Here is a 25,233-nt window from a genome sequence, read left to right as displayed (position 1 = left end):
CCGTCAGCAAGGAAGTCCGTGTCCGCCTACAGGGAGATTGGCATGTCCGCTAGCAACTGGGGACGACAATGCTGTCGGCTCGGAAGCGTCACCATTCCGCACCATCAGCAAAGCGCTCACAATGATCCCGGACCTCGTGCGCGCCGGGCACATCTACACGATCACCCTCGGTGCGGGAACCTGGGACGAGATCGTCGCCCTGGAATACCGGGTCGTCTACGGGCAGGTGATCATTCAAGGGGCGTCCACTGACCGGAGCCTGCACAGAGTGCGTGCCGTCCGCTGCGACAGCGTCATCGGCTACCTCACGGTCAAGAACCTCACGACCACGATCAAGATCGCGTCGGGGGCATCGTTCCGGTTCTACCGGTGCGCACCGATGGTCGAGGTCGAGAACGTGAAGGCGGAATCCGACCCTGCTGTGGAGAAGGGCGTCGAGGGGGTCATCGGGCTGCTGGCCGACTACGGCTCCCAGGTGCTCGTGCGCGACTCCGACTTCGGCGGGAAGCGGTACGGGATGCGCTCCAACTACCTCTCCCGCATCTTCTCCCACAACAACACGGGCTCCGGGAGCACCTTCGGTCTCGGCGCTCGCTGGGGCGGGATCCTGTCGACGTACGGCACCCAGCCGACCGGTGACACGAACCTGACCAATTCCTCGGGCGGGATCCTCGCCTACGAGCAGGGCGGAAAGCTCGGGATCCCTGCAGAGCTCGGCCTGATCGAACAGAAGGGGCACGGAGACAACAGCCCCTCGATCAAGCAGTACTTCCTCACGTCGAAAATCACCGGAATCAACGGAGACATCTCGGGCCAGGCGATCCGGTGTCAGTTCCGCGCGCCACAGGACGGCTACCTGGTCGTGAAGGTCGGATACGGCGGCCAGACAAGCGGGAGCAGCGCCCAGTCCATCGAGAAGCACTTCATGGGCATGATGCGCCGCACTTCGATCGCCCCCGAGTCGAGTGCCCGTCTGACCTACCAGTCGATGGGTGACGACACGGTGACGCTCACCCACTCAGGTGCTGACGGCGTCTTCTTCGTGGACGTTGTCCCGCTCGCTGCGCTTGCCGGACGGTGGGGGCTGAGCATCGAGGTCACGTTCTTCCGCGCCCTGGAAGCCCCGATGCTGCAAAGCGTGACGGTCATCTGAGCGCTCGCCGCATGCGCTACTGCCGCCTCAACGAGGGCTATTGCTGACGTACCGTCAGTTCGTCACTGAGGATTTGTACCAGCCACTGTTTCTGGCCGCGCACCATCGTTACCGAGAGATCGCCGGCGGACGTGACGTAGCTACTGACGATACCGAGAGCCGTGCTGCGTCGGGGTGCGATGAGCGTGACCAGGCGCGGCCGCTGGAGGCTAGATTCGGCGACAAGGCGCGTGCTGGGCTGCATCGTTTTCCATTTCGTACCGATCCATCCAGCTAGCGAGGTCTCATCGGCGACTTCTTTCCGAAGCGTCGTCCCCCGGCCTAACCAGTACATGAGCAGTTCAGTGCCTCGACCAGCGAGGCGGTATCCGTTGTCGAGCATCCGGACGCGTAGATCCGGCTCGACGTGCCAGTGCTGCCGGATGGCTCGTCCCGCTGCGCGATTAGCGGAGTCGAAGACGATCCAGCAGTCAGGGCCAGGTAGGTAGATGATCCGCCGGCGCACATCGGCGCTCCCGTAGCCGTGGTCTCTGAGGGTGAAGTCGTGAGCATCGTCGGTGATCTGGTAGCTGACGAGCTCGACCGGGGCGTTGGCGGTGTGCTCGGCCCCGACGAGGAAGGCCACGTTGTGGGCTTCGCGGGACTTCAGATACTTCGGCTCGGGTGCGTCCCTCTGGTAGCTGTGGAATCCCGAGTCCACGAGCCATGGCTGGCCGGCTGAGTAAATATGGATGCTTCCACGGTCGCGGTGGGAGTGCGCGCCTAGCTCGACGCCGTGTCGGATCACCGCATGAGATTCGTCCGGCAGTGGCCGCGATTTCCCCCACCCGCTTCTACTCGTAATGAATCCGCCCTCGAAGACCGCCGCGTGCTCGGCGGGCGCAGTGCCTTCCTCCCCGTTGGACGCAACGAAGTCGGATGCGGCTGAGTACCCCCGCCCGACGCGCCCGCGCTGGGAATCACCGATCTGCGGCAGGGCACCGTTGGGCATGGCGAAGTGCGCCAGAACGTGACCGGCGGCGGTGAGGCGTTCGCTCACATCCTCGGGCGCGCTGAACCCCTCCAACTCGGCGCGCTCCCAGCCGCGCCTCCACCATGCGAGGTTCAGCTGGTGGTATGCGACCGATCCTTCGTCGTTCGTTCCCTGATGGTCGAACGACGACTTGAACTGTTCCCGCATCCGCGTAACCGCCGTCGCGATCGCGGAGGTATCCCTGAGTGCCGCGCCGAGGACGATCAGTCCCTGGTGCTGGTGCAGCCCGTGGTTTTTACCCACGATGTGCGACTCGTCCATGAGCCAATCACGGTGGTACTCGAGCAGCTCCACGAACCAGTCGTCGTCGCTGCCGACGAATGATGCTCCGAGGCTGAGCTGGATTGCTCGGTTCCCATCCGCCATGTCCTTCCAAGCGAAGTCTGACCCGGAGGACGATGCCGGCACGTTGGCTTCGCCCCATGACCGAACTATCCGGACCCACTCGGCGCGTGCCTCATCGTCCCCACCGAGCGCGGCCCATCGGAGCGGGTTCAGCCACCGGAGCGTGTGGTGCTGGAACCGCCAGTTCCGATCGTTGAACGGATCGGATACCCAATTCGTCGGGTCGCCGTACCAGACCGGCTGCGGCGGTAGCGAAAGACCGCCTTCCCGCAAGAGCTTCAAAGAGCCGACCTGGTTGCGGGGAGGCTCGTACGACGCGCCGAATGAGTGGCGATCTGTCACTGTCACATCGAGATCGGCAACAGAGAGTTTCCTGGGCAAAGGGGGCATTTCCCTAGCCTACGGTGCCAACGAGGAACTGAACGTGCGCCGCGTCGCAGTGGCCGCTGGGGGTGAACTTCATCCCGCCTGCACCCGGTCCATGATCTCCAACAGTTCATCGTCCGATGCGAACGGGTGTACGCGCATGTACGCCATCGCGTCATCTTCGTACCGCTCGCACTGCTCCGGCGTGAGAGATGAGGCGCGCACCTCAACGACGTTGAGTATTTCATCGGAGCACTCGCGGGCATCGGTTGTCATGCCTTGAACGTAGCGCGTATCCCGGGCATTCAAGACGAACGTCACCTGGCCGTGACCTGATCCGTCAGTAGCAACACACAAAAGGGGCATCGCATCTCGCGGTGCCCTTCCATCATGCCCGCACAGCGGGAGAACGGAGCATCACCATGCCTGACGGCGTGCAGACCCACGAAGACATCCCCGAGATCCCAGTAGGCATCGAGGTCTCCGACTCCACCGGCTCCGAGGCTCCCGACGCGGAGACCCCTGAGCCGATCACCTACCCTGAGGAGAGTGCCTGATGGCTACCCGCACACCCCAGCAGCGCGTCCTCGCGACCGCCGCCGCAGAGATCGGCTACTCCCGCTGGTCCGACCCGAAGCAGGGCACGAAGTACGCCCGCGAGACGCAGCCCGTGTTCTGGCCCCGCGACACCTGGCTCCTGGCGAACGGCATCTCCTACTGCGACCTGTTCATCACGTGGGTGTTCTGGAAGGCGCTCGGCAAGGACTTCGTGACCAGTGGCGCGCTCCCCGCCGGTCCGTCCTTCAACACTGATTACAGGGCGTCGAAGGGCGGCCGGATCCCCAAGTCTCAGGCCCGCCCCGGTGACGTCCTCGTGTTCGACTGGAACTGGAACACCGCCGCCACGAACCACGTCGGGATCCTCGAGCGGGTCCTGCCGTCCGGGAACTTCCAGACCATCGAGGGCAACACCTCGACGGGCAGCTCCGGCTCCCAGTCCAACGGTGGCCGGGTCGCACGCCGCACCCGTCGCCCCTCCCAGGTCCGCTACGTGATCCGGCCCGTATGGTCCAAGGCCGACCAGGGCGCTCCCGTCGCCGTGTCCAAGCCCGCGAGCAAGCCCGCCGTCACGAAGGGCGGCAAGCTCGTCGAGGACGGGCGTCTCGGCAAGGCTACGGTCAAGGTGCTGCAGAAGATCCTGAACGCGTCTCCGAAGACGAAGCGGAAGCTGACCGTCGATGGGCGTCTCGGACCGGACTCGTACAAGTCGCTGCAGGAGTACCTCGGCCACCCGGTCGTCGACGGGTTGATCGAGCACCAGTCCTACAAGCCCACCGAGCTGGGTAACGGCGTCGGCCCGCATGGCTGGGTGCACGAGGGCCGCGGCGCGAAGGGCTCGAAGACGATCCGCCGCCTGCAGAAGCATGTCGGCGTGAAGCAGGACGGCGTGCTCTACGAGGGCACCACGAAGGCGCTGCAGAAGGCGCTCAACGCGGGGAAGTTCTGATGCTCTCCTCCCCCTACCCCGTGCCGCGTCTGCGCACATGGCGGGCGGCGATGATCATCGGCTGGACCGCAGGCATCGCCGCCGGCGTCTGGGTCCTCACTGACCCGCCACTGTCGTACGACAGCATCGGCCTCGCCCTCACCATCGTCTGGGGCGCCATGCTCGCCGTAGGCTCCGGCCTCGCCGCAATCGGGCACCTCACCCAGAGGTACAAGCTCGAGCTTCCCGGCCTGGTCCTCGCCCTCGGCGGGGTCGTCATCTACGACTACCTGTCCTGGCAGCAGACGCTCACCACCTCGCCTGGATCAGGGCCGCGCGCGCTCCTCCTGATCGTCCTGGCGTGCACGCTCATCGCCCGCATCCGCGTCCTCATCTACATGGATCGACAGGCGCGCCAACGCGTGGAGATGAGGGATTCCGCTGTATGAGCTCAGAGGCCATCGTCACGCTGCTCGTCGCCATCTTCGGCGGCGGTACGGCAGCGGCCATCATCCAAGGCGTCGTATCCCACAAGAAGGGCGTCCGCGACTCTGACGTCGCGGAAGACCAGAACGCACTGCAGGGCTACAAGGATCTCGCGGCGGAGTACAAGACGGACCTCGCCGACCTGAAGCGAGAGATGCGGGAGACGCAGAAGGCGAACACGGAGCGGTTCACCCGGATCGAGGCAGAGCTCTCCCAGGAGCGATCCACCCGGTGGGCAGCTGTGCAGTATGCCCGCGACCTCGTCTCGCTGATCTCTCGCCTCCTGCCTGGCGCGTCGATCCCCGCCCCACCCGAAAGCCTCGTCGACCACATCATCATTCCCTCCCGAGAGGACCACCCATGAACACCCACCGCGCCATCACCCCCGCCGCCGAGCCCGCCCTGACTGTCGGCACGATCACGGCTCTCGTCTCTGCGGTCCTCGCCCTGCTCGTCGTCCTGGGGCTGACGCTGCCTGCTGGGTTCGAGGCGGCGCTGCTCGCCGTGATCGCCGCCGGCGCACCCATCGTCGCGGGCATCGTCACCCGCGCCAAGGTTGTCCCCTCGTCCCGCGTGGTCGAGCAGGAAGACCACGGCATGGTCGTCGCCGGCAAGGGCCACGACACCATCGCCGAGGGCGACCCGATCCGGGCCGTGCACGATGCCTGACCTGATCTGGCAGTGCCGCGAGTGCACCACCATGTGGAACTCCGAGCACGCCCGCGACGAATGCGAGCGGATCGACCTCGACGCCCGATGACGGACCCGCATGACTGCGCCCCACCCCTCAGCTACGGCTGGCGGGGTGGGGCGCTTTCGTCATGCCCGGGGAGCCCCGGCCCGCCCGCCGTACTCGTTGGGTACCGGCACCAGGCCCACACACCCGAGCGTCCGTACGGTGTCGCAGGCGCGGCATCGCCACGCCGGGTGCCCTCCCCCGGTCGCGCCGGCGCACTGGCAGAACTGGAAACTGACCCACGCGCCCGACTCGCCGCAGTCGCAGGGGCCGGGGTCGGGGTAGGTCCAGCCGTGAGGTGTGCGGATGAGGTCCATGGGGACATGATGCGCCGCCGGGGTGACGCCTGAAAGAACATACCCGAGACGCGCCGATACGGGATCCGTTCGCGATTGAACACACTACAAACACAATCGCCCCGCCACCGAGGATCCAGTGGCGGGGCGATTCGTGCTCTGACCTGTGGTGGGTCGTGAGGGGCTCGAACCCCCGACCTCCTGGGTGTAAACCAGGCGCTCTGACCAACTGAGCTAACGACCCGAGCGGGGCTGGACGCCCCTCATCCTCCGCAGAGGGAGGGCTCGCACCCCGCGAACGGGGTACAGATCATGCGGGAGATCAGTTGGTGCGGCTCGCGAGGCGCGTACCGGTCCAGTCCTGAGCCAGGCTCACCGTGCTCATCACGCGGAGACCGGCGGTGCCGGCGCTCTCCTGGATGTCCGCCGGGGCGACGTGGCCGTCGCGGCCGGCCTTCGGGGTGAGCACCCACACGGGAGCTCCCGGTGCGAGGGTCGTGAGCGTGTCGACCATGGCGTCGGTCAGGTCACCGTCACCCTCGCGCCACCACATGATGACGCCGTCGACGATCTCCTGGCAGTCCTCGTCCTCGAGCTCGTCACCGAGGACGTCCTCGATCGCATCGCGCAGGTCGAGATCGACATCGTCGTCATAGCCGAATTCCTGCACGATCTGACCCGAGGTAAAGGCCAGCGCCTCGGCAGGAGAGCTGGACGAAGGGGCGTCGGCCGACGGTGACAAGAAAGAGCTCCTCACAGGTTGGGATAAGAAATCGCAGCAGCATCGGGGGCGCTGCGGGCGCCGGGACCGAACTGTGCGGGCCCAATGCTATGTCACGAGCCGACCCACCGCACTTCGAGCAGGCACGTGGGTGAGATTAGCCAGGAGGGCGCGCCCGGACACCGCAGTCCCCTCCCCCGGCATGCCACCCTCGTCGCACCGACGAGGGTGGGACTCCCAGCACCGTGGCGGGTGTTCGGCGTCTCACATGTGGGGAGGACTTGTGAAGGCTCCCAGCGCCTTTCGCAACGGTAGGCTTGCCGGAACCGAGGCCGAGGAGCCGTGCCCACCGGCGCTCCACAGCTCCCCACGGCCGGTCCATCGCCTCCCGTAGAGAGAAGGACATCGTGACTTCGCACGAGACCCCTCGCCCCATCGGCATCAACCTGCCCAGTCATGCGCAGGATCCGGATCCGGAGGAGACGCAGGAATGGATTGACTCGTTCGACGGCCTCGTCGAGCATCGCGGCTCGGACCGCGCCTCCGAGGTCGTCCAGAGCCTGATCCAGCATGCCCGTGACCAGGATCTTCACCTGCCCGACTCCCTGGCGACCGATTACGTCAACACCATCGCGGCCGATGAGCAGCCCCAGTACCCCGGGGATGTGGAGCTCGAGAAGGAGCTGCGCAACATCAACCGCTGGAACGCCGCGATGCTGGTGCACCGCGCGCAGGCTCCCGGCATCGGGGTGGGCGGCCACCTCTCCAGCTACGCCTCGATCGCCACGATGTACGAAGTCGGCTTCAACCACTTCTTCCGCGGCCGCAACCACCCCGGTGGCGGCGATCACATCTTCTTCCAGGGCCACGCCTCCCCCGGCATCTACGCCCGCGCCTACCTCATGGGTCGGCTCGGCCAGGAGGACCTCGACGGCTTCCGTCAGGAGTTCTCCAGCGAGCACGGGATGCCGTCCTACCCGCACCCGCGCGCCATGCAGGACTTCTGGGAGTTCCCCACGGTGTCCATGGGCATCGGCCCGGTCGCCGCGATCGAGCAGGCCTCCTTCGACAAGTACCTCACCAACCGTGGCCTCAAGGACACCAGCGAGCAGCACACCTGGGCGTTCCTCGGCGACGGCGAGATGGACGAGGTCGAGTCCCGCGGCGCGCTGCACATCGCCGCCAAGGAGCACCTGGACAACCTGACCTTCGTCGTGAACTGCAACCTGCAGCGCCTCGACGGCCCGGTGCGCGGCAACGGCAAGATCATCCAGGAGCTGGAGAGCCAGTTCCGCGGCGCCGGCTGGAACGTCATCAAGGTGATCTGGGGCTCCGGCTGGGACCCGCTGCTGGAGTCCTCGACCGACGGTGCGCTCATCGACCTGATGAACGTCACGCCCGATGGCGATTACCAGACGTACCGCGCCGAGAACGGCGCCTTCATCCGCGACAACTTCTTCGGTCGCGATCCCCGCACGAAGGCCCTCGTCGAGGACCTCTCCGACGATGACATCTGGTGGAAGCTCAACCGTGGCGGCCACGACGCCAAGAAGATCCACGCCGCCTTCCAGGCCGCGATGGACCACAAGGGCCAGCCCACCGTGATCCTCGCCCACACCATCAAGGGCTACCGCCTGGGCAAGAACTTCGCCGGCCGCAACGCGACCCACCAGATGAAGAAGTTCACCCTCGAGGACCTCAAGGCGCTGCGCGACACGCTGCGCATCCCCTTCAGCGATGAGCAGCTCGAGAGCGGCAGCGTCTACGACGCGCCGCTGTACATGCCGGCCGACGACACCCCGGTCATGAAGTACCTGAAGTCCCGTCGCGGAGAGCTCGGCGGCCCCGTCCCCTCGCGCAGCACCGAGCACAAGGCGCTCGACCTGCCCGGGGACAAGGCCTACGAGGTGATGCGTCGCGGCTCCGGCAAGCAGGAGATCGCCACCACGATGGCCCTCGTGCGCCTGCTCAAGGACCTCATGCGCGACAAGGAGACCGGCAAGCGCTGGGTCCCGATCGTTCCCGACGAGGCTCGTACCTTCGGCATGGACTCGCTGTTCCCGACGGCGAAGATCTACAACCCCGACGGTCAGAACTATCTCTCGGTGGATCGCGATCTGCTCCTGGCCTACAAGGAGTCCACCTCCGGCCAGATCAAGCACATGGGCATCAACGAGATCAGCTCCACCGCGGCCTTCACCGCAGCGGGCACCTCGTACGCCACGCATGACTTCCCGATGATCCCGTTCTACATCTTCTACTCGATGTTCGGGTTCCAGCGCACCGGTGACTTCTTCTGGGCAGCCGGCGATCAGATGGCCAAGGGCTTCGTGATCGGCGCGACCGCCGGAAAGACCACGCTGGCGGGCGAGGGACTGCAGCACATGGACGGCCACTCGCCGATCCTGGCCTACACGAACCCCGGCACGGTCATCTACGACCCGGCCTACGGCTACGAGCTCGGCCACATCATCCGTGATGGCCTTCAGCGCATGTACGGCGAGGACGACCGCCTGCAGGAGGTCTTCTACTACATCACCGTGTACAACGAGCCGATGGTGCAGCCGGCCGAGCCCGAGGGCCTGGACGTCGAGGGGCTCCTCAAGGGCATGTACGTGCTCGACGACGCCCCCGAGGGCGACGGGCCCCAGACCCAGCTGCTCGCCTCCGGCGTCGGTGTGCCGTGGGCCCGCCATGCCCGCCAGCTCCTGCTCGAGGACTGGGGCGTCCGCGCCACGGTCTGGTCCGTGACCTCGTGGGCGGAGATGCGCAAGGACGCCCAGGAGGCGGAGAAGCACAATCTGCTGAACCCCGAGGACCCGCGCACCCCGTGGATCTCGCAGCGCCTGCAGGGCGTCGACGGCCCGTTCGTCGCGACCTCCGACTACGACTTCCTGGTCCCGGACCTGATCCGCGAGTGGATCCCCGGCCAGTACGGCGTGCTCGGAGCCGACGGCTGGGGCTTCTCGGACACCCGTCCGGCGGCCCGCCGTCACCTGAAGATCGATGCGCACTCCATGGTCGTCAAGGCCCTGCAGCTGCTCGCCCGCGAGGGCAAGGTCGATCCGTCCCTCGTGCGTCAGGCGATCGACAAGTACGACCTGACCAACGTCAACGCGGGCCAGTCCGGCTCCTTCGGCGGCGAGTCCTGATCACCCCACCGGCTCGCCCCTCCTGCGGGAGGGGCGAGCCGGTGGTCCTGTTCTCCCCGGGCCCTCCTCCTTGACGGGCCCGGCATTCGTTCGTCGTCGTCTTTCTCGTTCTTTCCCCTCTCCCCTTCCTGGAGGTTCCCGTGCTCGCGATCGTCTGCCCCGGCCAAGGGGCGCAGAAGCCCGGATTCCTGAGCCCGTGGCGTGAGCTGCCGGGCGTCGAGCAGACGGTGGCCTCTCTCTCCGAGGCGGCCAGCGTCGATCTTCTGCGCCACGGCACCGAGTCCGACGCCGACACCCTCCGCGACACCGCCGTGGCCCAGCCGCTGCTGGTCGCCGCCGGCATCGTCGCCGCCGCCCAGCTGAACGCCGACGGAGATCTCCCCGGTGCCGATGTGATCGCCGGGCACAGCGTGGGCGAGCTGACCGCCGCCGCGCTGGCGGGTGTGCTGAGCGACGAGGACGCGATGCGTCTGGTCGCGGTGCGTTCCCAGGCGATGGCGACGGCCGCCGCCGCCGAGCCCACCGGGATGGCCGCCGTCGTCGGCGGCTTCCGGGACGAGGTCCTGGCCGCCATCGAGCGCCATGGCCTGCACCCGGCGAACATCAACTCCGCCGCGCAGATCGTGGCCGCCGGCTCGCTCGACGCGATCGCGGCGCTCCGCGAGGACGGGCCGGCCAAGGCGCGCGTCATCCCGCTGCAGGTCGCCGGGGCCTTCCACACGCCCTTCATGGCGGGCGCCCGCGAGGAGCTCACCGCTTTCACCCCGAGCCTGTCCCCCACCGATCCGACGGTCCCGCTGGTCTCGAACGCGAGCGGCGAGGTCGTCACGGAGGGCTCGCGCTACCTCGACCTGATCGTCACGCAGGTCGCCTCCCCGGTCGACTGGGAGGCCTGCATGGCCACCCTGCGAGACCGCGGCGTGACCGCGATGATCGAGGTCGCCCCGGCCGGTACCCTGACCGGGCTCGCCAAGCGCGACCTCAAGGGCATCGCCCTGGCCAACCTCAACACCCCCGACGACCTCGACGCCGCCCGTGCAGTCGTGCGCGAGCACGCCGGCATCGCCCCCACCGCGGACCAGGAGAACTGACATGGCCGTTTCGCTGAAGCCCCGGCCCACCGTGCCAGGATCGCAGGTCCTCGCCTATGGGGCCGCCCGCGGCGACGTCATCGTGCCCAACGACGACCTCATCGAGCCGATCAACTCCTCGGACGAGTGGATCCAGCAGCGCACCGGCATCATCACCCGCACCCGCGCCAGCAAGGACGTCGGTGTCAAGGACCTGTCCCTGACCGCGGCGAAGGAAGCCATCGAGGCATCCGGCATCGAGCTGGAGACTCTCGATGCGATCATCGTCTCCACGATCAGCTTCCCGTACCCGACCCCCTCGCTCGCCACGCTGCTGGCCGGCGAGCTGGGCCGCCCCGATGTGATCGCGTACGACATCTCGGCTGCCTGCGCCGGCTTCGCGTACGGCATCGGTCAGGCAGACGCCCTGGTCCGCACCGGCGCCGCCCGCCACGTGCTGGTCATCGGCGCGGAGAAGCTCTCCGACTTCGTCGACCCCACCGACCGCTCGATCTCGTTCCTGCTCGGCGACGGCGCGGGCGCCGCGATCGTCGGCCCCAGCGACGAGCCGAAGATCGGTCCCACCGTGTGGGGCAGCGACGGCGAGAACTGGGACACCATCCGGATGACCAACTCGCTCGTGAACTTCCGCGACGGCGACGGCCCCTGGCCCACGCTCGAGCAGGATGGTCGCACCGTCTTCCGCTGGGCCGTCTGGCACACCGCGAAGAAGATCCGCGAGATGCTCGAGCAGTCGGGCCTGACGGTGGAGGACATCGACGTGTTCGTTCCCCACCAGGCCAACATGCGCATCGTCGACGAGCTCGCCAAGCAGCTCAAACTGCCCGAGAGCGTGGTGATCGCCCGCGACATCGCCGAGACCGGCAACACCTCGGCCGCCTCGATCCCCCTGGCCACGCATCGCCTCCTCGCGGAGGGCGCCGCCACGAGCGGTGACGTGCTCGTGCAGTTCGGCTTCGGCGCCGGTCTGGCCTATGCCGGACAGGTGCTGATCCTCCCCTGATCCCCGCGGCGTGCGGGCGGGCTGTCGCGCGCATCACGCCACCCGGGCCACATCGTCGCGGCTGCCGGGACACCGGCGGCGGCGCGGGTAGTCTGTCACCGCCACACAATCCATTCACCTAAGGAGAACCCCATGGCACACACCGAGAACGAGATCCTCGCGGGCCTGGCCGAGATCGTCAACGAGGAGACGGGTGTCGCGACCGAGGACGTCCAGCTCGCGAAGTCCTTCACCGACGACCTCGACATCGACTCCATCTCCATGATGACCATCGTGGTCAACGCCGAGGAGAAGTTCGACGTGCGCATCCCCGACGAAGAGGTCAAGAACCTCGCCACCGTCGGCGACGCCGTCAAGTTCATCGAGGGCGCGCAGTCCTGACCCCCTCCTGACGCCCGGGACACTTCTGTCCCGGGCGTCGCCGTTCGCACCACGCTCCCCGACCCGGAGGTCCGCCCGTATGTCCGCTTCCCGCTCTCGCGTCGCCGTGACCGGTCTCGGCACCGTCAATCCCCTCGGCGGCGACATCGCTTCCACCTGGGAGGCGGCCCTGGCCGGGACGTCGACCGCCCGCACGCTGGACAACGACTGGAAGGAGACCTACGGCCTGTCCGTGGACTTCGCCTGCCAGGTCGTCCCCGGCGCCCTCGACTCCCTCACGCGGCCCGAGTCCAAGAAGCTGGACCCCTCCGGCCAGTACTCGATGGTCGCGGCCCGTCAGGCCTGGGCCGACGCCGGCTCCCCCGAGGTCGAGCCCGAACGGCTCGGCGTCGTGGTCGGCACCGGTATCGGCGGCATCTGGACCACGCTGGATCAGTGGGACGTGGTGCGGGAGCGCGGCGCCCGCCGGGTCAATCCGTTCACCGTGCCCATGCTCATGGCGAACTCCTCGAGCGCCCAGATCTCCATGGAGCTCGGGGCCCGTGCCGGTGCGCACACCCCGGTCTCGGCCTGCGCCTCCGGCGCGGAGGCCGTCGCCCTGGGCATGAGCATGATCCGCGACGGCCGGGCCGATGTGGTCGTCGTCGGAGGCACCGAGGCGTGCATCCACCCGATGACGCTCGCAGCCTTCGCGAACATCCGCGCGCTGTCCGGCCGGGTCGATGACCCGCAGACCGCCTCGCGCCCCTATGACGTGGACCGTGACGGCTTCGTGCTCGGTGAGGGCGCAGGCATCCTCGTGCTCGAGAGCGAGGAGCATGCCGCCGCACGTGGTGCGCGCGTGTATGCCTATGCCTCCGGTCGCGGCATGGCGTCGGACGCCCACCACATCTCCGCCCCCTCGGCCGAGGGCCAGGCCCGCGCGGTGCGTGAGGCGATCGGGGATGCTGAGGTCTCGGCGAAGGACATCGTGCACGTCAACGCGCACGGGACCTCCACCCCGCTCGGGGACATCGGCGAGCTCAACGCCGTCGCGACGGCCCTGGACGGCGTCACCGACCAGATCGTGGTCACGTCCACGAAGTCGATGACCGGCCACCTGATGGGTGGCGCCGGCGCGCTCGAGTCGATCTTCTCGACGCTCGCGGCCTACCACCGCATCGCCCCGCCGACGATCAACATCGAGAACCTCGATCCCGAGACCCCGATGCGGATCGCACAGAACGCCCCGGTTGATCTGCCCGGCGGGGACATCGCCGTGCTGAACAATGCCTTCGGCTTCGGCGGTCACGACATCGCAGTGGTCTTCACCAGCGCCTGATCGTGCTCCGCCCCGTGCAGGGGCACGTTGCAGAGAACGCGGCTGCCGGATACGTTCCGGCAGCCGCGTTCTGGGCTCAGGGCTCAGGGCTCAGCTGACGCGGTGCAGCCAGCGCATCGGGACACCTTCGCCGGCGTGGCGATAGATCTCCAGCTCCTCGTCCCAGGCCTCGCCGAGCGCGATCGACAGCTCGCGGCGCAGAGCACCGGCGTCGTCTCCGGCGCGGTCCATGCACCCTCGCACGTGGTCCTCGGTGAGGACGGCGTTGCCGGCGCGGTCTGTGGCCGCGTGATGGATGCCCAGCTCCGGGGTGCAGCTCCAGCGCGCGCCGTCGCTCGAGACGGTCGCCTCCTGGGTGACCTCGAAGCGCACGTCGTGCATCCCCCGCAGGGCGCTGACGAGTCGGGGACCGGTGTCGTCACGGCCCCGCCAGGTCAGCTCGGCGCGCACGAGGCCTCGGCCCACGTACTGCTCCTCCCAGCGGATGCGGGAGGGCACACCGAGGACTCCGTTGGCGGCCCACTCGATATGTGGTGCGAGGGCTCGCGGCGCGGAGTGAATATAGAGAACGCCCTGAGTCATCTCGTTCCTTCCGGTCTCCGATACGTCTTCCCCAACGAATCGGAACCGCCCGGGTGATGCGAGATGCCGGACTGCTCATGCTTCTACTGCTGATGCAGAGCTTAGAGGGTTTCCCTGATCTGGCGCAATGCCCTCTTCTTGACGGACCGTTCGAGCCCGTCGATGTAGAGCTCGCCGTCGAGATGGGCGACCTCGTGCTGGATCAGCCGTGCGGTGATCCCCTCGCCGGCCAGCTCGATCTCCTGGCCGTCGACGTCGATGCCCACGCACCGGGCGTAGGCGGAGCGGGTGCGCGGGAAGAACAGGCCCGGCACGGAGAGGCAGCCCTCGTCGTCGTCCTGCAGCTCGTCGGAGAGCTCGACGATGACCGGGTTGAGGATGCAGCCGGTCCCGTGGTCCTCGAGGTTCCAGGAGAACGCGCGCAGGCTCACGCCGATCTGGTTCGCGGCGACCCCGGCGCGGCCGTCGTCATCGACCGTGTCCATGAGGTCGCGCACGAGGCCGCGGGTGCCGTCGGTGATCGTGCGGACCGGATCGCAGGTGGTGCGCAGCACCGGGTCGCCGACGACGCGGATCGGGCGGATGCTCATGCGCGCTCCTGCCCGTCACGATCGCTGTGTCCCTGCAGGTCATCGGCCCCGAGGATCGTGTGGGTGACCTCGACTCCGGGGACGACGGTGCGCTCGACGGTGCAGCCGGCGGCGACGGCACGCCCGAAGACCTTGCTGACCGACGCGATCTCGGCGTCGGTGAGGCCGTCCAGGGGCAGCTGGACCTCCTCGTCGATGCGGGGGTAACGGTTCTCGGAGGCGTCGGAGTCGCCGTGCGCCCACAGCCGCATGGCGAAGTCGTCGCCGAGTCGGCGGGCGAGGTTGACGTCGGAGGACATCCCGGCGCAGCCGATGAGTGCGAGCTTCAGGAGCTCGCCGGGGCTGATCTCGCCCTCGCCCTTGCCGATCGGGATCTCGACCCCGCGCTGATTGCGACCCACCAGGGTGCGAGGACCGGATCGGTCCGCCCAGACGCTGTCGGGACCGGCGGAGTCCGGGATCGGGAAGACCTCATCGGGGACGGCGGGCATCGTGCTCTCCTTCGCGAGAACCATCGGGCGGGAACAACGCAGCCCCGGGGAGATCCCCGGGGCTGCGTACCTGCTGTGGCTCCCGCAGTTGGACTTGAACCAACAACCCTTCGATTAACAGTCGAATGCTCTGCCGATTGAGCTATGCGGGATCGACCTGAGCAACAATAGCAGGACTCCTCGGCGGTCGCACCTCCGATTGCGGCTCCGACCGGCGAGTATGACCTATCTAACCTCGGATCGGAGGGGTGCTCAAGGCCGGTTCTGCGTCCGGGTCGGTCGACCCGCGCACGAGGAGCACGGGTTCGATCGCCCTGACCTCGGCGGCCTCGGATCCGGGCGCTCCGCCGGCGGTCGTCGCGGTGGCGTCGCCCTGGGGGCGCTTCCTGCTCGCCGCGATGATCTCCAGCAGCCGGGTGGCGGCGAGCCGTCCGTACTCGATCGCGGAGCGGCCGATCGCGGTGATGGCCGGGCGGTGCGTGCGGGCCAGCGCCGAGTCCTCATAGCTGGCCACCGCGATCTGCTCGGGGACCTGGACCCCGCTCTCGAGCAGCACATGAGTGCCGGCGAGGGCCATCTCGTCGCTGTCGAAGATGATCGCCGTCGGAGGCGGCGTGGCCGTGAGCAGCTCTGCCGTGGCGACCGCTGCATCCTGCGCACCGTATCCGGCGTCCTGCAGGCTCCCCTCGATGCCGAGCTCGGTGCAGCGGCCCAGGAACGCCCGATCGCGCTGTGCGGTGTGGAAGAACTCGGCAGTTCCGGCCACGCGGGCGATCCGGGAGTGCCCGCGGGAGGCGAGGTGATCCACGAGCAGGTTCGTCGCCTGGGCATCGTCGACGTAGACCGAGGGCAGGGAGCCGTGATGGCCGGGCCCTCCGACGACCAGTGCGGGCTGGCCGATCTCCTCCAGGGCCGGGATCCGCGGGTCATCGACCCGCAGGTCCACCATGACCACGCCGTCGACGCGTCGCTGCGCGAACCAGCGCCGGTAGGTCTCGATCTCCGCCTCCGGCGACTCCACCATCTTCATCTGCAGGGAGTAGTCCTGGGCGCTGAGCACCTCCTGCAGCCCGGCGGTGAACGCCCCGAAGAAGGCCTCGTTGCCGAGCACCTCGGCGGGACGTGCGAGGACCATGCCCACGGTGAGCACAGGGGCTCCGGCAAGGGCCCGCGCCGCGGGCGACGGCTCCCAGTCGAGCTCCCGGGCGATGTCCATGATGCGCTCGCGGGTCGCGGCGGAGACGCCCGGGCGTCCGTTCACGGCGAGGGAGACTGCTGCGGAGGTCACGCCCGCTCGACGGGCGATGTCGGCGATCGTGACCCGCTGGCCCCGGCCGCTGCCTGGCGCCGGAGAAGAGTTTCTGGTGGACATCGGGCGACCTCCTGGGTCGGCAGTTCGGCGCACGACCCCCGAACGCCGCTACTTGAGCGCTATAGTAACAGCTGGAAGGTAAGTGCCCTCCTGAGGCAGTGGGCGCGTGCATGCGCTCCACCCAGGATTCTCCCTCCAGCACGGCGACCACCACACCTGTTCGACGGAAGGACGATGATGTCTGCCCACGCCCCGGACCCGACCGGCACCCGCCCGGTGCGCTTCGGCGTGAACTACACCCCTCGCACGGGGTGGTTCCACTCCTGGCTCGACCTGGACCTCGACGCCGTCGGCGAGGATCTCGCAGCGATCGCCTCCCTCGGTGCGGACCATGTGCGCATCTTTCCCCTGTGGCCGCTGCTCCAGCCCAACCGCACCCTGATCCGGCCACGAGGCCTGGATGATGTGCGCGCCGTGGTCGACGTCGCCGCGACGGTGGGCCTGGACGTCGTCGTCGACGCCCTGCAGGGCCATCTGTCGAGCTTCGACTTCATCCCCAGCTGGCTGACCACCTGGCATCGCCGCAACATGTTCACCGATCCCGAGGTCGTGACCGCCACCGCCGCGTTGGTGCGTGCGCTGGCCGAGCGGGTGGCCGGAGCGCCGAATCTCCTGGGACTCACACTGGGCAACGAGGTCAACCAGTTCTCCGCCTCGAACCATCCCGACCCGGATGCCGTGGACGTCGAGCAGGCGAGTACCTGGACCGCGACCCTGCTGGATGCCGCGCGCCAGGGAGCGCCGCGCGGCCTGCACACGGTCGCGAACTACGACGCCGCCTGGTTCATGGATGATCACGCCTTCACCCCGGACCAGTCCGCGGAGCTCGGCGACGCGACCGTGGTGCACTCCTGGATCTTCGACGGCACCGGCCAGCGCTACGGCGCTCGCTCCTACGAGGTCGCACACCGCGCCGAGTACTACCTCGAGCTCGCCCGGGCCTTCTCACCTGCTCCGCAGCGTCCGCTGTGGCTGCAGGAGGTCGGCGCTCCGCGGAGCATCCTCGAAGAGGCGGACGTGCCCTGGTTCGTGCGCAGCACGGTGGAGACCTCCCTGGACTGTCCCGAGCTGTGGGGCATCACCTGGTGGTGCTCGCACGACGTCTCCCGCGACCTCGCAGACTTCCCACCGCTCGAGCACACGCTCGGCCTCTTCGACGAGCACGGGCGGATCAAGGGGGCCGGCGAGGCCTTCCGCGATGCGATCGCCGGTGCCCGGGAGTCCACTCCCCCGGCGCCGCGCGGCCGGGCGATCGCTCTGCCCGTCGGCCCGGATCCGCTGCTCCGTCGCAGCGCCGCCGCTCCCGGGGGCTCGGTGTTCGAGGAATGGATGGACGCCTCCCGCGCCGGGGAGCGGCCCACCGTGGAGGTCGTGCGCGAGAGCGCCGAGGTGAGGGCCGGGGACACGCGCACCGGAGGCGCGGCGGCCACTCGGGTGGGTGCCTGAGCGGACGCTGGTCGCCTCGCGGAGCGGCTCGCGCGCAACGGCCGCCCTCGCGGATCCCGCACACTGCCAGGGACAGCATCTCTCCAGGTCACGGGGCGAGATCATGGTAGATTCGTCGCGGCCCTGCACAGGGCGCACGGCCCAGTAGCTCAGCTGGTTAGAGCAGCGGACTCATAATCCGTCGGTCCCGGGTTCAAGCCCCGGCTGGGCTACCAGAAATGGCAGATGACCTGCATCTTCTCTCCGACTACTGGAGAGCTGGTGCAGGTCACTCTGTGTCTATCCTGTGTTCTGCTCCGTACCTAGGCACTCGCAGACGCAGGGAGTGAGAGCCGATCCGCCACGCCGAGGACGGCGACGGGAACACTGCCACGGTCCGTGTAGATCCCCATCGAGACCGCCTCTGTGTGGCCCAGGAAGCGCCCGGCCACGATGGGCGGCACGCCCGCAGACTTCATCCGTACGGACAGCGTGTGACGGAACGTGTGGAACGTGGCCCACGGGAAGCCCGCACCGTCCAGGGCCGTCCTCACGTCCTTGTTGATGTTGTCCACGTTGGGCGTGCGCCCCTTGGGACTCAGGAACACATGGGTCTCCCTGACCTTCTGCACTTCGGCGTCGTGGTGGTGAGCACTCAGGGCCCGCTCATCGCGGCGACGCTTCAGCATGTCCAGGACGTCAGAGCCCAGGAGCGGGATCGTCCTCCTCGAGGCGGCAGACTTCGGTGCCCCATGCCAGACGATGCCCTTCCCGCGCACGTGCTGGAGCGTGCCAGCGACGGTGAGGGTGGGCACGTCGGCGTCGAGGTCCAGATCCTCCCAGCGGATCGAGATTGCCTCTGCGATGCGCAGACCTTGAGACATCCCCAGCAGGATGAGGTCTGCGATGCCCTTCCGCACGGCGTCGTCGTCCTCGTAGATCTTCCGGTAGATGACGTCCGACTCCTCCGGGGAGAGCACGCGATCCTTGTCGTGCTCGGCACCGTTGCCGTGCTTGCGCTGGTCTGCCTTGGGTGTGGCGATCTTCGACATCGACGCCACAGGGTTGACGGGGATCTGGCGCGCCTTGACGGCGGCGGCGAACACTGCCGACCAGACCACCTTGCAGTGATTGAGGTGCGAGCCGAGCCCAGCGGCGACGAGTGCTTCCGCTTCCTCGTCCAAGTCGGCGGCTGTGACATCCGCGATGAGCATCCCCCTGATGCTCGACTCCTCCCGGAGCACGTACGCGTTGGCCACCTGGCGATAGGTGCGAGAGGTGGACGGGGACACGAGCACGCCCGTCCTGGTGTTGCGCAGCAGCCCTGCATCGATGCGCTTGACGTACTCCTGCACTGCGCCCTCGACGGTGGACGAGCCTCGCACCGTGCCCGTATCCGTCGCCGTCTTCGCCTCAGCCATGCGAGCCGTGAGCCGCGTACGTGCCCGCTCCTTCGACGTGTCCTCGACTGCCATTGGGCGTGGCCGCTTCGCCTTGCCGTCCTGGTAGAGCACCGTCGCTCGCCACTTCGACGGCTTGAGCTTCTCCGTCCTGATGGTGTCCTCCTTGACCCACCCCCCATCGACCAGGCCGGAGAGCTTGACGTCCCCGAACTCCCCTCGTGCCAGTGCCCTGCGTGCCATGTCCCTACTCCTCCGTGATGTCCTGCCCGATGATCGGAGCGTACGCATGACACAGAGTTGTTGTCAAGGTTCTAGCGGTGGTCAGTGCTGGTCATTGCACCCCCTCCCCCGGCCGGCCGACGTGCCCCCATGGGGTGGGCCCTGACCCCCTGATCGCGGTTCCTCCCGTCCCGCCTCGTGTTACCCTCCCCCTAATTGTACGCATCACATAAGGCTTCCCCATGGCCCCTCAACGCAGAGCAGAGCCCCGACCCCGGGCCGCTGGGGCTCGGAGCCGGGGCTCTGGTGTCGATCAGATCATGCGATGGGCGCAAGCCGGGCTCGCGCAGCGGATACGACCGTGCACACGTACTTCTCCTGCTCGGTCAGTCCGCGAACGAACCGCGCGACATCTCGGCCACCCGCGCCATTGCAGCCGGAGCAAGAGGGTGCCACCGTTTCCACGGCGTGCACTGCACCGAGCGCCACCGGGAACAGGTGGTCGATCTCCTCGAACGGGCCATCGCACCAAACACAGCGCTCGCCGTTGCCCCAGTGGGCGATCAGCTCCTCCTTCGTGAATGAGCGGACGACCGGGATGCACCCCGCCTTACGGGCGCGCTTGCGATAGTCGGATCCCCAATCGTGATGAGGGTTGGCAGCTCGGTGAGCTCGCCGCCGTTCATTCAGCCGCTCCCTGTTCTCGTCATGGAATGTCCGGGTGTACTCCGGGTTGGCAGCTCGCCACCTCGCCGTCGACTCCCGGCCCTCCTCGAGTCGACCGTGGTTGTACGCAGCCACACAGGACCGGCAGTCGGCCCGTCGCCCGCCCCGGCCGGTCCTGCCTCGTGGGAACTCCTCGAGCGGCTTCACCTCGTGGCACTTCGAACAGTCCTTCTCGGTCCCATCGAATGCAGGGCGCCGAGGCCTCGGCACGTACCGGGCCTTGCCATAGTCCCGCAAGCACTCCTTGCAGGCGCCGTGGTGTCCGTCGACGGTGTCCTTCCGGCGTCCGTACTCTTCGAGCGGCTTCACGACAGAGCACTTCTGGCACGGCTTCTCGGTCATCGCCGCGACACATGACCGGCACTCATCCCGACGCCCAGTCTGCCCGTGCAGCTTCGGGAACTCCATCGCCACCTTCGCCTCACCGCATCCGGTGCAGCTCTTCGTCATCGTCTCGCTCATGCTCACCACCAATCCTCTCGGTTCTCTGCTCGCCGCCGGCGCTTGCGCTCCAGCAGCCGTTCCCTGTTCCGGGCGTACCACTGCCGCTCCTGATGTCGGGCACCTTCGATGTTGCCGTCCCTCCGCGCCCGTGCTTCGTCACTCCTGCACGAACGGCACCGGGACCTCACCCCCGACGGCCTATCGGTCCGTGGGGAGAAGTAGGTGAGTGGAAGTGCCCGACCGCAGGGGCCCGTGCAGCGCTTTGCTCCGACGGGCTCACTCATGGACAGCCACCTCCAGCCGGTGCGACTGCACCGTGGCGGCGACTCCTCCGGGGAGGTGGACAGCAGGCTCCCGGCGCTCGGTCAGGGACAGCACCTCGAGCCCCTCCGTGCTGAGCTGGTCGGTGAGGCCGTAGTCCAGCGCTCGCCGGAGTGCGGCCGTGACCGGCCGGCCGAACGCCTCGGCGTAGACGACGCTCTGGACCACGAGCACGTCACCCTCGAGCTCGGCGCTCTTGAGGACTACGAGGAGGCGCTTCAGGGTGGTGGGCGTCTGGTGCGTCGTGGCGTCGAAGACGCGGTAGTCCAGAGCGTCGGTGACGAGAAGCTGGTGGACGATGGTCTCAATGTCGGTCTGGTCAATGCTCATGGGGGCTCCTGAAGAAGGGGTGAAGTCGGACTGGTCGGTCGTGGTGTTCATCGGTTCAGGAAGCTCTCGACGCGCTGGGCCTCATCGCTCATGCGGACGGCAGCCGCCTCGGCGATCAGCTTTGCCGCGTGCTCGTCAGCACCACGGAGAGCGGCGACCACGAGGGCGTCAGGATCGACCAGAGAGAACTCCTCATCCCCGATCAGCAGGGAGGACTGGGCTCCCCGGTAGCCGGTGCCGATGACCTTCACGCGGACCGGCAGGAGAGGGTCGACCTTGCCGTCCACGATGCCCTTCTGGGTCGCCTGGGCGATGATCGGGGACACGGCGCTGTTCCACGCCTGGGCCCCTTCACGAAGGCGTCGAAGGCCTTCGGCCACCTGTGCCTCGGCCTCTGCCTGCTCCCGCTCCCAGGCGCTGTGTGCTGTGCCCACTCCGGCCTTCCCGATCCCGTTGGCAGCTCGTGCCAGCTCGGCGGCATCGGCGGCGATCTGGGCGCTCGGCAGGACGGTGGCCGTCAGGTACTCGACCCGTGCACGGCGACGGTCCAGCAGGGCGGTGACGTCCTCGAGGCGCTCAAGGTCGGCGAGGATGGACCCTGCCTCTGCGAGCTCGGTGAGCTCCAGGTGCTCGAGCTCGAGGGCGATGACGTCCTCCTCGGCCTTCGTGATGGCAGCGGTGACGGCGACGAGGTTCTCGGTGGCGGTCGTGGTCTTGCTCGTGGTGCTCTTGGACATCTGGGATTCCTTCGTTTGGGGACCGCTGGCGCGGCCCGTCTAGTTGGTCGTGCTCTGTTTGGTCTGCGCTACGGCCTCGGGACCCGGGGCACCTTCGGTGCTTCCGGTCTCCGAACTCCGTGCGCTTAGGGGGTTGGGGGGCAGTGACGGCTCAAAGGTCAAGAGGGCAGCTACGCTGCCTCTAACTCTCAGGTGGTCATCGCTCTTGTGCCCACGTCGTACGTCGTCACCGTCAGGTCGATACGTCGGCACGTCGTGGGTGCTCACGCACCACCAGCTCCTAGGTGTTCATCCCTAGGGGCGCGTACGCGCCGCTGACTCTTGAGCTGTCACTGCCTCTTGACTCGTCGCCGCCCTCGCACGTCGTATACGTCGTCACCGAAGGTCGGCACGTAGTACGTCGTCAGAGGAACGGGTTCCTTATAAGGGAAGGTGCCCACCCCCTAAACGTGCAGGTCAGATGGGTATCTTGAGCTCAAACAAACTCCCAGTGATACTTTCATCTCGGAGGGTGCCCACCCTGCCCGCCCTTCAGGTCCAGTCCGACCCGTATGGCCGTGGCGCTGGGTGCGATGCCGTCCTGGCGCATCTTGGCGAGAGCGTTGGTCACCTGCTGGCCCGTCAGCCCGACGGCCTTTGCCAGCTCGCCGCGCCCGAACGTCGCAACCCCGTTGCGATCAGCCCGACGGCCACACTCGAGGGCCACCTTCGCGGCTTGCAGTGACCCGGTGGCGGCGACGTAGTCCAGTACCGCGAACGGGACGAAGGTGCCCTTCCTGAGCGGGGCTCGGCGAGCATCGACCGCCCGCAGCGCTAGCTCCAGACTGGCCTCCGGCATGACCTCGAATGCGGGTTCCGGGAAGACGTCGTCCGGCCAGTCTTCGGTGTCGGGATCGAACCGTCCGCCGCGATCGACGCCGGGTGCCGGATCCTCCCACCAGGCCGTGATGCCAGACCGCCCGCCGTGGCGGTGAGCCCAAGCATCGACGGCACCGATCGCGTCCGGGTGAACGATCAGCCCGGCATTGACCCGCTGAACTAGCTGGAGCTGATCGCCCTCCAGCGCGTCACACGCCCGCTGTGCCGTCCGGCGAGAGACCTCGGCGTGCCGCGCGACGGCGGCGACGGAGCACGGCATCTCCTCATAGACGGCGGCGAGCGCTCGCCGTTCCCGTGGAGTCAGCCCGCGCTGAATCGTCCTCGCGTAGCCCTTCGCGTCGTCGGTGTGGACATCCTCGGTGACGGTCTCGATCACCGTCCCCGTCGTCACCACATGGCCTCCAGATTGGCGTACTCGCAGGGATCCGTTCGCCGCTCCTCGCACCAGTCGCACGGCATGTGCCATGCGGCCCAGCCGTCCACGGCATCTCGAGCGCACGGCGCGTTGTCCCACTCGGTGCAGTAGGCGCAGTCCCAGCAGAACGGGTCCGTGGCGCACCAGGCGCAACCGCAGGACTGCCCCGTCGCGTCAAGGTTGACCTCGTGCAGCACGGCGTCAATCGTCTTCGTGTTCATGCCGCCGCCTTCGTGTCGTCCTGCTCGCTGTCCTCGACCTCAGCCCGTCGGCCGATCATCGACCGCAGCTCGAGCTCGGTCGATCCCGGGGCCAGCACGCCCCGTTCGATCAGCTCGTCGATCTGCCCGCGCACGAACGTCAGCCCAGCCATGCCGCCAGGGGTTGAGGAGCACCAGCGCTGAGCCTGCTTCGGCTTGAGTACGGCCACGCCCTCGTCATCCGCTAGCAGGATCGAGGCCAGCGTGAGCCGGGTCGCCGGGTGCAGGCGCGCCTTCTCCGTAGGTCGCAGCAGGGCCAGGGCCTCCGACTTGATCAGCTCGATCGTGATGATGTCGCCGCTCATCGGTCACCCCCTGCGAGGACGAGACGTGCCGGGGTGCTCCCCGCACTCAGGAGCCCCATTGCGACGGCGTGACGGAGCGTGGCGTCCAGATCCTTGTCACCGATCAGTACCCCGTCCCTGGGCCTGCGCAGCGCCCGCTTCAGCGCCGCACGGGATAATGGCTCCCAGCACTCCCCGTCGCCACGGGCGAGCACCTGGAGGGCGAGCAGGAAGGGCAGGAAGCCGTCGGCCAGGCGGAAGCTGTCGGCCATGGTGAGGGCGCTCATGCGGCCACCGTGGCCTCGAGCTCGTCCATCCACGCGGTGAGCGTGCTGAGGCGATACCGGACGCTTCGTCCGATACGGATCGGGGTCGGCTGGTGAGGTGCACCCGTGCTCCTCCAGTGCCGGAGCGTCTCCGGCTTCAGGCCCAGCATGTGCGCGGCTTCAGTCTCGGTGAGCAGTCGGTCTTCGGTCATGGTGGGACTCCGTTCTGCACCCTTCCGGGCGCACAAAAAAGGGCCGTCCGTGTGGACAGCCCTTCGTGGTGGTGGTGGTGGTGGTGCGAGCGGCTTGCGCGTGCGCCTGCTCGCTGGTGGGACTAGAGGAGAGGTGGTGCCGTGGGCCTACCTGCCCTCACGGCCGTACGGTCATGCTTCGTACCCCGAGGATCAACAACCCCTCTAGGTACATAGAGACAAAATTACACCGGCCATCCACGGCCGATCCGGGTACGAGTTTCTTCCGTGCAGGTCAGGAGCCTGTGCTCCTCCCTACCATCTGGTCGGATGGAACGGATCGAGACGGGTGACGTTCACCCCGGCATGACCATCAAAGACGCCAAGGCCGATGTGCAGCACGGCGAATGGCTGCCGATGCTCGCGCAGATCGGGATCAGCCAGCAGGACGCCAACCGCTACATGGCGATTGCCCGAAACCTGAAATCACCAAAGTTTGGTGATTTGCCCCCGTCCGCTACAGCCCTCTACGAACTGTCCCGCCTGACTCCCGAGGCTATCGAGCACGGGATCGGGGGTCCGGTCCTATCGGGGTCCGCTCTGCTTGGTGCCATGGGCCTGTTCGCTCTCACGGCCTCACGGTCATGCCCCGTACGGCGAGGATCAACAACCCTCTAGTGGCGCGTGTTTGAGATGGGTTTACGGTTTGCCTTCGTGAGGATGTCCTC

29 protein-coding genes and 3 tRNA genes are annotated in these 25,233 nt (G+C 67.7%); 14 read left to right on the top strand and 18 right to left on the bottom strand.

Annotated elements, in window-relative coordinates; translation table 11 throughout:
- Positions 1-121 precede the first annotated feature (121 nt).
- Positions 122-1,153, top strand: coding sequence for a hypothetical protein (locus INT49_RS19480; protein WP_404801961.1), 1,032 nt, complete (start codon positions 122-124; stop codon positions 1,151-1,153).
- A gap of 37 nt (positions 1,154-1,190) precedes the next feature.
- Here the strand turns inward: INT49_RS19480 and INT49_RS19475 are convergent, their stop codons facing one another.
- Both INT49_RS19475 and INT49_RS19470 read right to left on the bottom strand, forming a co-directional pair.
- The gene (locus INT49_RS19475) at positions 1,191-2,921 is read right to left on the bottom strand and encodes a heparinase II/III domain-containing protein (RefSeq protein ID WP_193119409.1); all 1,731 of its coding nucleotides are present in this window, start codon (positions 2,919-2,921) and stop codon (positions 1,191-1,193) included.
- 69 nt (positions 2,922-2,990) lie between these two features.
- The gene (locus INT49_RS19470; protein ID WP_193119408.1) at positions 2,991-3,173 is read right to left on the bottom strand and encodes a hypothetical protein; all 183 of its coding nucleotides are present in this window, start codon (positions 3,171-3,173) and stop codon (positions 2,991-2,993) included.
- Positions 3,174-3,319: 146 nt separating this feature from the next.
- Between INT49_RS19470 and INT49_RS21465 the strand changes: the two genes are divergently transcribed.
- The 5 genes from INT49_RS21465 to INT49_RS19450 are packed head-to-tail and all read left to right on the top strand — an operon-like array spanning position 3,320 to position 5,538.
- Positions 3,320-3,454, top strand: coding sequence for a hypothetical protein (locus INT49_RS21465; RefSeq protein WP_264298784.1), 135 nt, complete (start codon positions 3,320-3,322; stop codon positions 3,452-3,454).
- The gene (locus INT49_RS19465) at positions 3,454-4,404 is read left to right on the top strand and encodes a CHAP domain-containing protein (RefSeq protein ID WP_193119407.1); all 951 of its coding nucleotides are present in this window, start codon (positions 3,454-3,456) and stop codon (positions 4,402-4,404) included. Before INT49_RS21465 ends, INT49_RS19465 begins: the two co-directional genes overlap by 1 nt.
- Positions 4,404-4,832, top strand: coding sequence for a hypothetical protein (locus INT49_RS19460; RefSeq protein WP_193119406.1), 429 nt, complete (start codon positions 4,404-4,406; stop codon positions 4,830-4,832). Before INT49_RS19465 ends, INT49_RS19460 begins: the two co-directional genes overlap by 1 nt.
- Complete coding sequence (locus INT49_RS19455; protein ID WP_193119405.1) at positions 4,829-5,233, top strand: hypothetical protein; 405 nt, start codon at positions 4,829-4,831, stop codon at positions 5,231-5,233. The genes INT49_RS19460 and INT49_RS19455 overlap by 4 nt, the downstream gene beginning before the upstream one ends.
- A complete protein-coding gene (locus tag INT49_RS19450; RefSeq protein ID WP_193119404.1) occupies positions 5,230-5,538 on the top strand; it encodes a hypothetical protein in 309 nt (102 codons plus the stop codon). The genes INT49_RS19455 and INT49_RS19450 overlap by 4 nt, the downstream gene beginning before the upstream one ends.
- 530 nt (positions 5,539-6,068) lie before the next feature.
- On the opposite strand, the gene INT49_RS19445 is transcribed toward INT49_RS19450, so the two are convergent.
- Positions 6,069-6,145, bottom strand: a tRNA-Val gene (locus INT49_RS19445).
- Between the two features lie 78 nt (positions 6,146-6,223).
- Positions 6,224-6,643 carry a DUF3052 domain-containing protein gene (locus INT49_RS19440; RefSeq protein WP_193119403.1) on the bottom strand — a complete coding sequence of 140 codons (420 nt, stop codon included), beginning with the start codon at positions 6,641-6,643 and terminating at the stop codon, positions 6,224-6,226.
- A gap of 386 nt (positions 6,644-7,029) precedes the next feature.
- Here INT49_RS19440 and aceE point away from each other — a divergent pair, with 386 nt between their 5' ends.
- The 5 genes from aceE to INT49_RS19415 all read left to right on the top strand — a co-directional run bounded on the left by aceE (position 7,030) and on the right by INT49_RS19415 (position 13,570).
- A complete protein-coding gene (aceE, locus tag INT49_RS19435; protein ID WP_193119402.1) occupies positions 7,030-9,774 on the top strand; it encodes a pyruvate dehydrogenase (acetyl-transferring), homodimeric type in 2,745 nt (914 codons plus the stop codon).
- 140 nt (positions 9,775-9,914) lie between these two features.
- Entirely contained in the window at positions 9,915-10,865 is a 951-nt protein-coding gene (locus tag INT49_RS19430; protein ID WP_193119401.1) for an ACP S-malonyltransferase, read from the top strand.
- A gap of 1 nt (position 10,866) precedes the next feature.
- Entirely contained in the window at positions 10,867-11,868 is a 1,002-nt protein-coding gene (locus INT49_RS19425) for a beta-ketoacyl-ACP synthase III (RefSeq protein ID WP_193119400.1), read from the top strand.
- Between the two features lie 132 nt (positions 11,869-12,000).
- Positions 12,001-12,249: an acyl carrier protein gene (locus tag INT49_RS19420; RefSeq protein ID WP_193119399.1), complete on the top strand. Its 249-nt coding sequence runs from the start codon at positions 12,001-12,003 to the stop codon at positions 12,247-12,249.
- Positions 12,250-12,328: 79 nt separating this feature from the next.
- Positions 12,329-13,570, top strand: a complete 1,242-nt coding sequence (locus INT49_RS19415; protein ID WP_193119398.1) for a beta-ketoacyl-[acyl-carrier-protein] synthase family protein — start codon at positions 12,329-12,331, stop codon at positions 13,568-13,570.
- 90 nt (positions 13,571-13,660) lie between these two features.
- Here the strand turns inward: INT49_RS19415 and INT49_RS19410 are convergent, their stop codons facing one another.
- The 5 genes from INT49_RS19410 to INT49_RS19390 all read right to left on the bottom strand — a co-directional run bounded on the left by INT49_RS19410 (position 13,661) and on the right by INT49_RS19390 (position 16,605).
- Positions 13,661-14,152, bottom strand: coding sequence for a DUF3145 domain-containing protein (locus tag INT49_RS19410; protein ID WP_193119397.1), 492 nt, complete (start codon positions 14,150-14,152; stop codon positions 13,661-13,663).
- Between the two features lie 101 nt (positions 14,153-14,253).
- A complete protein-coding gene (locus INT49_RS19405) occupies positions 14,254-14,742 on the bottom strand; it encodes a peptide deformylase (protein ID WP_193119396.1) in 489 nt (162 codons plus the stop codon).
- Positions 14,739-15,233, bottom strand: a complete 495-nt coding sequence (locus tag INT49_RS19400; RefSeq protein ID WP_193119395.1) for an OsmC family protein — start codon at positions 15,231-15,233, stop codon at positions 14,739-14,741. Before INT49_RS19400 ends, INT49_RS19405 begins: the two co-directional genes overlap by 4 nt.
- A 76-nt stretch (positions 15,234-15,309) precedes the next feature.
- A tRNA-Asn gene (locus tag INT49_RS19395) sits at positions 15,310-15,385 on the bottom strand.
- A gap of 77 nt (positions 15,386-15,462) precedes the next feature.
- Positions 15,463-16,605 (bottom strand): LacI family DNA-binding transcriptional regulator, encoded by a 1,143-nt coding sequence (locus INT49_RS19390; RefSeq protein WP_193119394.1) that lies wholly within the window; start codon positions 16,603-16,605, stop codon positions 15,463-15,465.
- Positions 16,606-16,779: 174 nt separating this feature from the next.
- On the opposite strand from INT49_RS19390, the gene INT49_RS19385 reads away from it, so the two are divergent.
- Both INT49_RS19385 and INT49_RS19380 read left to right on the top strand, forming a co-directional pair.
- A complete protein-coding gene (locus INT49_RS19385) occupies positions 16,780-18,051 on the top strand; it encodes a glycoside hydrolase 5 family protein (RefSeq protein WP_226851028.1) in 1,272 nt (423 codons plus the stop codon).
- A 138-nt stretch (positions 18,052-18,189) separates the two neighbouring features.
- Positions 18,190-18,266, top strand: a tRNA-Ile gene (locus tag INT49_RS19380).
- Positions 18,267-18,353: 87 nt separating this feature from the next.
- Here INT49_RS19380 and INT49_RS19375 read toward each other — a convergent pair.
- From INT49_RS19375 to INT49_RS19335, 9 genes are all read right to left on the bottom strand, one after another.
- On the bottom strand, positions 18,354-19,673 hold the full coding sequence (locus INT49_RS19375; RefSeq protein WP_193119393.1) for a site-specific integrase: 1,320 nt from the start codon (positions 19,671-19,673) through the stop codon (positions 18,354-18,356).
- A gap of 297 nt (positions 19,674-19,970) precedes the next feature.
- Positions 19,971-20,840 (bottom strand): hypothetical protein, encoded by an 870-nt coding sequence (locus tag INT49_RS19370; RefSeq protein ID WP_193119392.1) that lies wholly within the window; start codon positions 20,838-20,840, stop codon positions 19,971-19,973.
- 258 nt (positions 20,841-21,098) lie between these two features.
- Positions 21,099-21,473, bottom strand: a complete 375-nt coding sequence (locus tag INT49_RS19365; RefSeq protein ID WP_193119391.1) for a hypothetical protein — start codon at positions 21,471-21,473, stop codon at positions 21,099-21,101.
- Between the two features lie 47 nt (positions 21,474-21,520).
- The gene (locus tag INT49_RS19360) at positions 21,521-22,210 is read right to left on the bottom strand and encodes a hypothetical protein (protein WP_193119390.1); all 690 of its coding nucleotides are present in this window, start codon (positions 22,208-22,210) and stop codon (positions 21,521-21,523) included.
- Between the two features lie 499 nt (positions 22,211-22,709).
- On the bottom strand, positions 22,710-23,465 hold the full coding sequence (locus INT49_RS19355; protein ID WP_193119389.1) for a MarR family transcriptional regulator: 756 nt from the start codon (positions 23,463-23,465) through the stop codon (positions 22,710-22,712).
- A gap of 11 nt (positions 23,466-23,476) precedes the next feature.
- Entirely contained in the window at positions 23,477-23,725 is a 249-nt protein-coding gene (locus INT49_RS19350; RefSeq protein WP_193119388.1) for a hypothetical protein, read from the bottom strand.
- On the bottom strand, positions 23,722-24,069 hold the full coding sequence (locus INT49_RS19345) for a hypothetical protein (RefSeq protein WP_193119387.1): 348 nt from the start codon (positions 24,067-24,069) through the stop codon (positions 23,722-23,724). The genes INT49_RS19350 and INT49_RS19345 overlap by 4 nt, the downstream gene beginning before the upstream one ends.
- Complete coding sequence (locus INT49_RS19340) at positions 24,066-24,335, bottom strand: hypothetical protein (RefSeq protein WP_193119386.1); 270 nt, start codon at positions 24,333-24,335, stop codon at positions 24,066-24,068. The genes INT49_RS19345 and INT49_RS19340 overlap by 4 nt, the downstream gene beginning before the upstream one ends.
- Positions 24,332-24,526 carry a helix-turn-helix transcriptional regulator gene (locus INT49_RS19335; RefSeq protein WP_193119385.1) on the bottom strand — a complete coding sequence of 65 codons (195 nt, stop codon included), beginning with the start codon at positions 24,524-24,526 and terminating at the stop codon, positions 24,332-24,334. The genes INT49_RS19340 and INT49_RS19335 overlap by 4 nt, the downstream gene beginning before the upstream one ends.
- Before the next feature lie 309 nt (positions 24,527-24,835).
- Here INT49_RS19335 and INT49_RS19330 point away from each other — a divergent pair, with 309 nt between their 5' ends.
- Positions 24,836-25,183 carry a hypothetical protein gene (locus INT49_RS19330; protein ID WP_193119384.1) on the top strand — a complete coding sequence of 116 codons (348 nt, stop codon included), beginning with the start codon at positions 24,836-24,838 and terminating at the stop codon, positions 25,181-25,183.
- The last annotated feature ends 50 nt before the right edge of the window (positions 25,184-25,233 follow it).

Origin of the sequence: Brachybacterium tyrofermentans (assembly GCF_014897585.1) — a bacterium.
In the GTDB taxonomy this organism is placed as follows: Bacteria; Actinomycetota; Actinomycetes; order Actinomycetales; family Dermabacteraceae; genus Brachybacterium; species Brachybacterium tyrofermentans.
The sequence above is the reverse complement of the archived record's forward strand: the minus strand, read 5'-3'. Positions and strand labels throughout refer to the sequence as shown.

What these genes read in the sequence shown, in the direction of transcription:
- INT49_RS19480 (WP_404801961.1), top strand. Translation starts at nt 122, where the DNA reads ATGATCCCGGACCTCGTGCGCGCCGGGCACATCTACACGATCACCCTC.
- INT49_RS19475 (WP_193119409.1), bottom strand. Translation starts at nt 2,921, where the DNA reads ATGCCCCCTTTGCCCAGGAAACTCTCTGTTGCCGATCTCGATGTGACA.
- INT49_RS19470 (WP_193119408.1), bottom strand. Translation starts at nt 3,173, where the DNA reads ATGACAACCGATGCCCGCGAGTGCTCCGATGAAATACTCAACGTCGTT.
- INT49_RS21465 (WP_264298784.1), top strand. Translation starts at nt 3,320, where the DNA reads ATGCCTGACGGCGTGCAGACCCACGAAGACATCCCCGAGATCCCAGTA.
- INT49_RS19465 (WP_193119407.1), top strand. Translation starts at nt 3,454, where the DNA reads ATGGCTACCCGCACACCCCAGCAGCGCGTCCTCGCGACCGCCGCCGCA.
- INT49_RS19460 (WP_193119406.1), top strand. Translation starts at nt 4,404, where the DNA reads ATGCTCTCCTCCCCCTACCCCGTGCCGCGTCTGCGCACATGGCGGGCG.
- INT49_RS19455 (WP_193119405.1), top strand. Translation starts at nt 4,829, where the DNA reads ATGAGCTCAGAGGCCATCGTCACGCTGCTCGTCGCCATCTTCGGCGGC.
- INT49_RS19450 (WP_193119404.1), top strand. Translation starts at nt 5,230, where the DNA reads ATGAACACCCACCGCGCCATCACCCCCGCCGCCGAGCCCGCCCTGACT.
- INT49_RS19425 (WP_193119400.1), top strand. Translation starts at nt 10,867, where the DNA reads ATGGCCGTTTCGCTGAAGCCCCGGCCCACCGTGCCAGGATCGCAGGTC.
- INT49_RS19420 (WP_193119399.1), top strand. Translation starts at nt 12,001, where the DNA reads ATGGCACACACCGAGAACGAGATCCTCGCGGGCCTGGCCGAGATCGTC.
- INT49_RS19415 (WP_193119398.1), top strand. Translation starts at nt 12,329, where the DNA reads ATGTCCGCTTCCCGCTCTCGCGTCGCCGTGACCGGTCTCGGCACCGTC.
- INT49_RS19410 (WP_193119397.1), bottom strand. Translation starts at nt 14,152, where the DNA reads ATGACTCAGGGCGTTCTCTATATTCACTCCGCGCCGCGAGCCCTCGCA.
- INT49_RS19405 (WP_193119396.1), bottom strand. Translation starts at nt 14,742, where the DNA reads ATGAGCATCCGCCCGATCCGCGTCGTCGGCGACCCGGTGCTGCGCACC.
- INT49_RS19400 (WP_193119395.1), bottom strand. Translation starts at nt 15,233, where the DNA reads ATGCCCGCCGTCCCCGATGAGGTCTTCCCGATCCCGGACTCCGCCGGT.
- INT49_RS19390 (WP_193119394.1), bottom strand. Translation starts at nt 16,605, where the DNA reads ATGTCCACCAGAAACTCTTCTCCGGCGCCAGGCAGCGGCCGGGGCCAG.
- INT49_RS19385 (WP_226851028.1), top strand. Translation starts at nt 16,780, where the DNA reads ATGATGTCTGCCCACGCCCCGGACCCGACCGGCACCCGCCCGGTGCGC.
- INT49_RS19375 (WP_193119393.1), bottom strand. Translation starts at nt 19,673, where the DNA reads ATGGCACGCAGGGCACTGGCACGAGGGGAGTTCGGGGACGTCAAGCTC.
- INT49_RS19370 (WP_193119392.1), bottom strand. Translation starts at nt 20,840, where the DNA reads ATGAGCGAGACGATGACGAAGAGCTGCACCGGATGCGGTGAGGCGAAG.
- INT49_RS19365 (WP_193119391.1), bottom strand. Translation starts at nt 21,473, where the DNA reads ATGAGCATTGACCAGACCGACATTGAGACCATCGTCCACCAGCTTCTC.
- INT49_RS19360 (WP_193119390.1), bottom strand. Translation starts at nt 22,210, where the DNA reads ATGTCCAAGAGCACCACGAGCAAGACCACGACCGCCACCGAGAACCTC.
- INT49_RS19350 (WP_193119388.1), bottom strand. Translation starts at nt 23,725, where the DNA reads ATGAACACGAAGACGATTGACGCCGTGCTGCACGAGGTCAACCTTGAC.
- INT49_RS19345 (WP_193119387.1), bottom strand. Translation starts at nt 24,069, where the DNA reads ATGAGCGGCGACATCATCACGATCGAGCTGATCAAGTCGGAGGCCCTG.
- INT49_RS19340 (WP_193119386.1), bottom strand. Translation starts at nt 24,335, where the DNA reads ATGAGCGCCCTCACCATGGCCGACAGCTTCCGCCTGGCCGACGGCTTC.
- INT49_RS19335 (WP_193119385.1), bottom strand. Translation starts at nt 24,526, where the DNA reads ATGACCGAAGACCGACTGCTCACCGAGACTGAAGCCGCGCACATGCTG.
- INT49_RS19330 (WP_193119384.1), top strand. Translation starts at nt 24,836, where the DNA reads ATGGAACGGATCGAGACGGGTGACGTTCACCCCGGCATGACCATCAAA.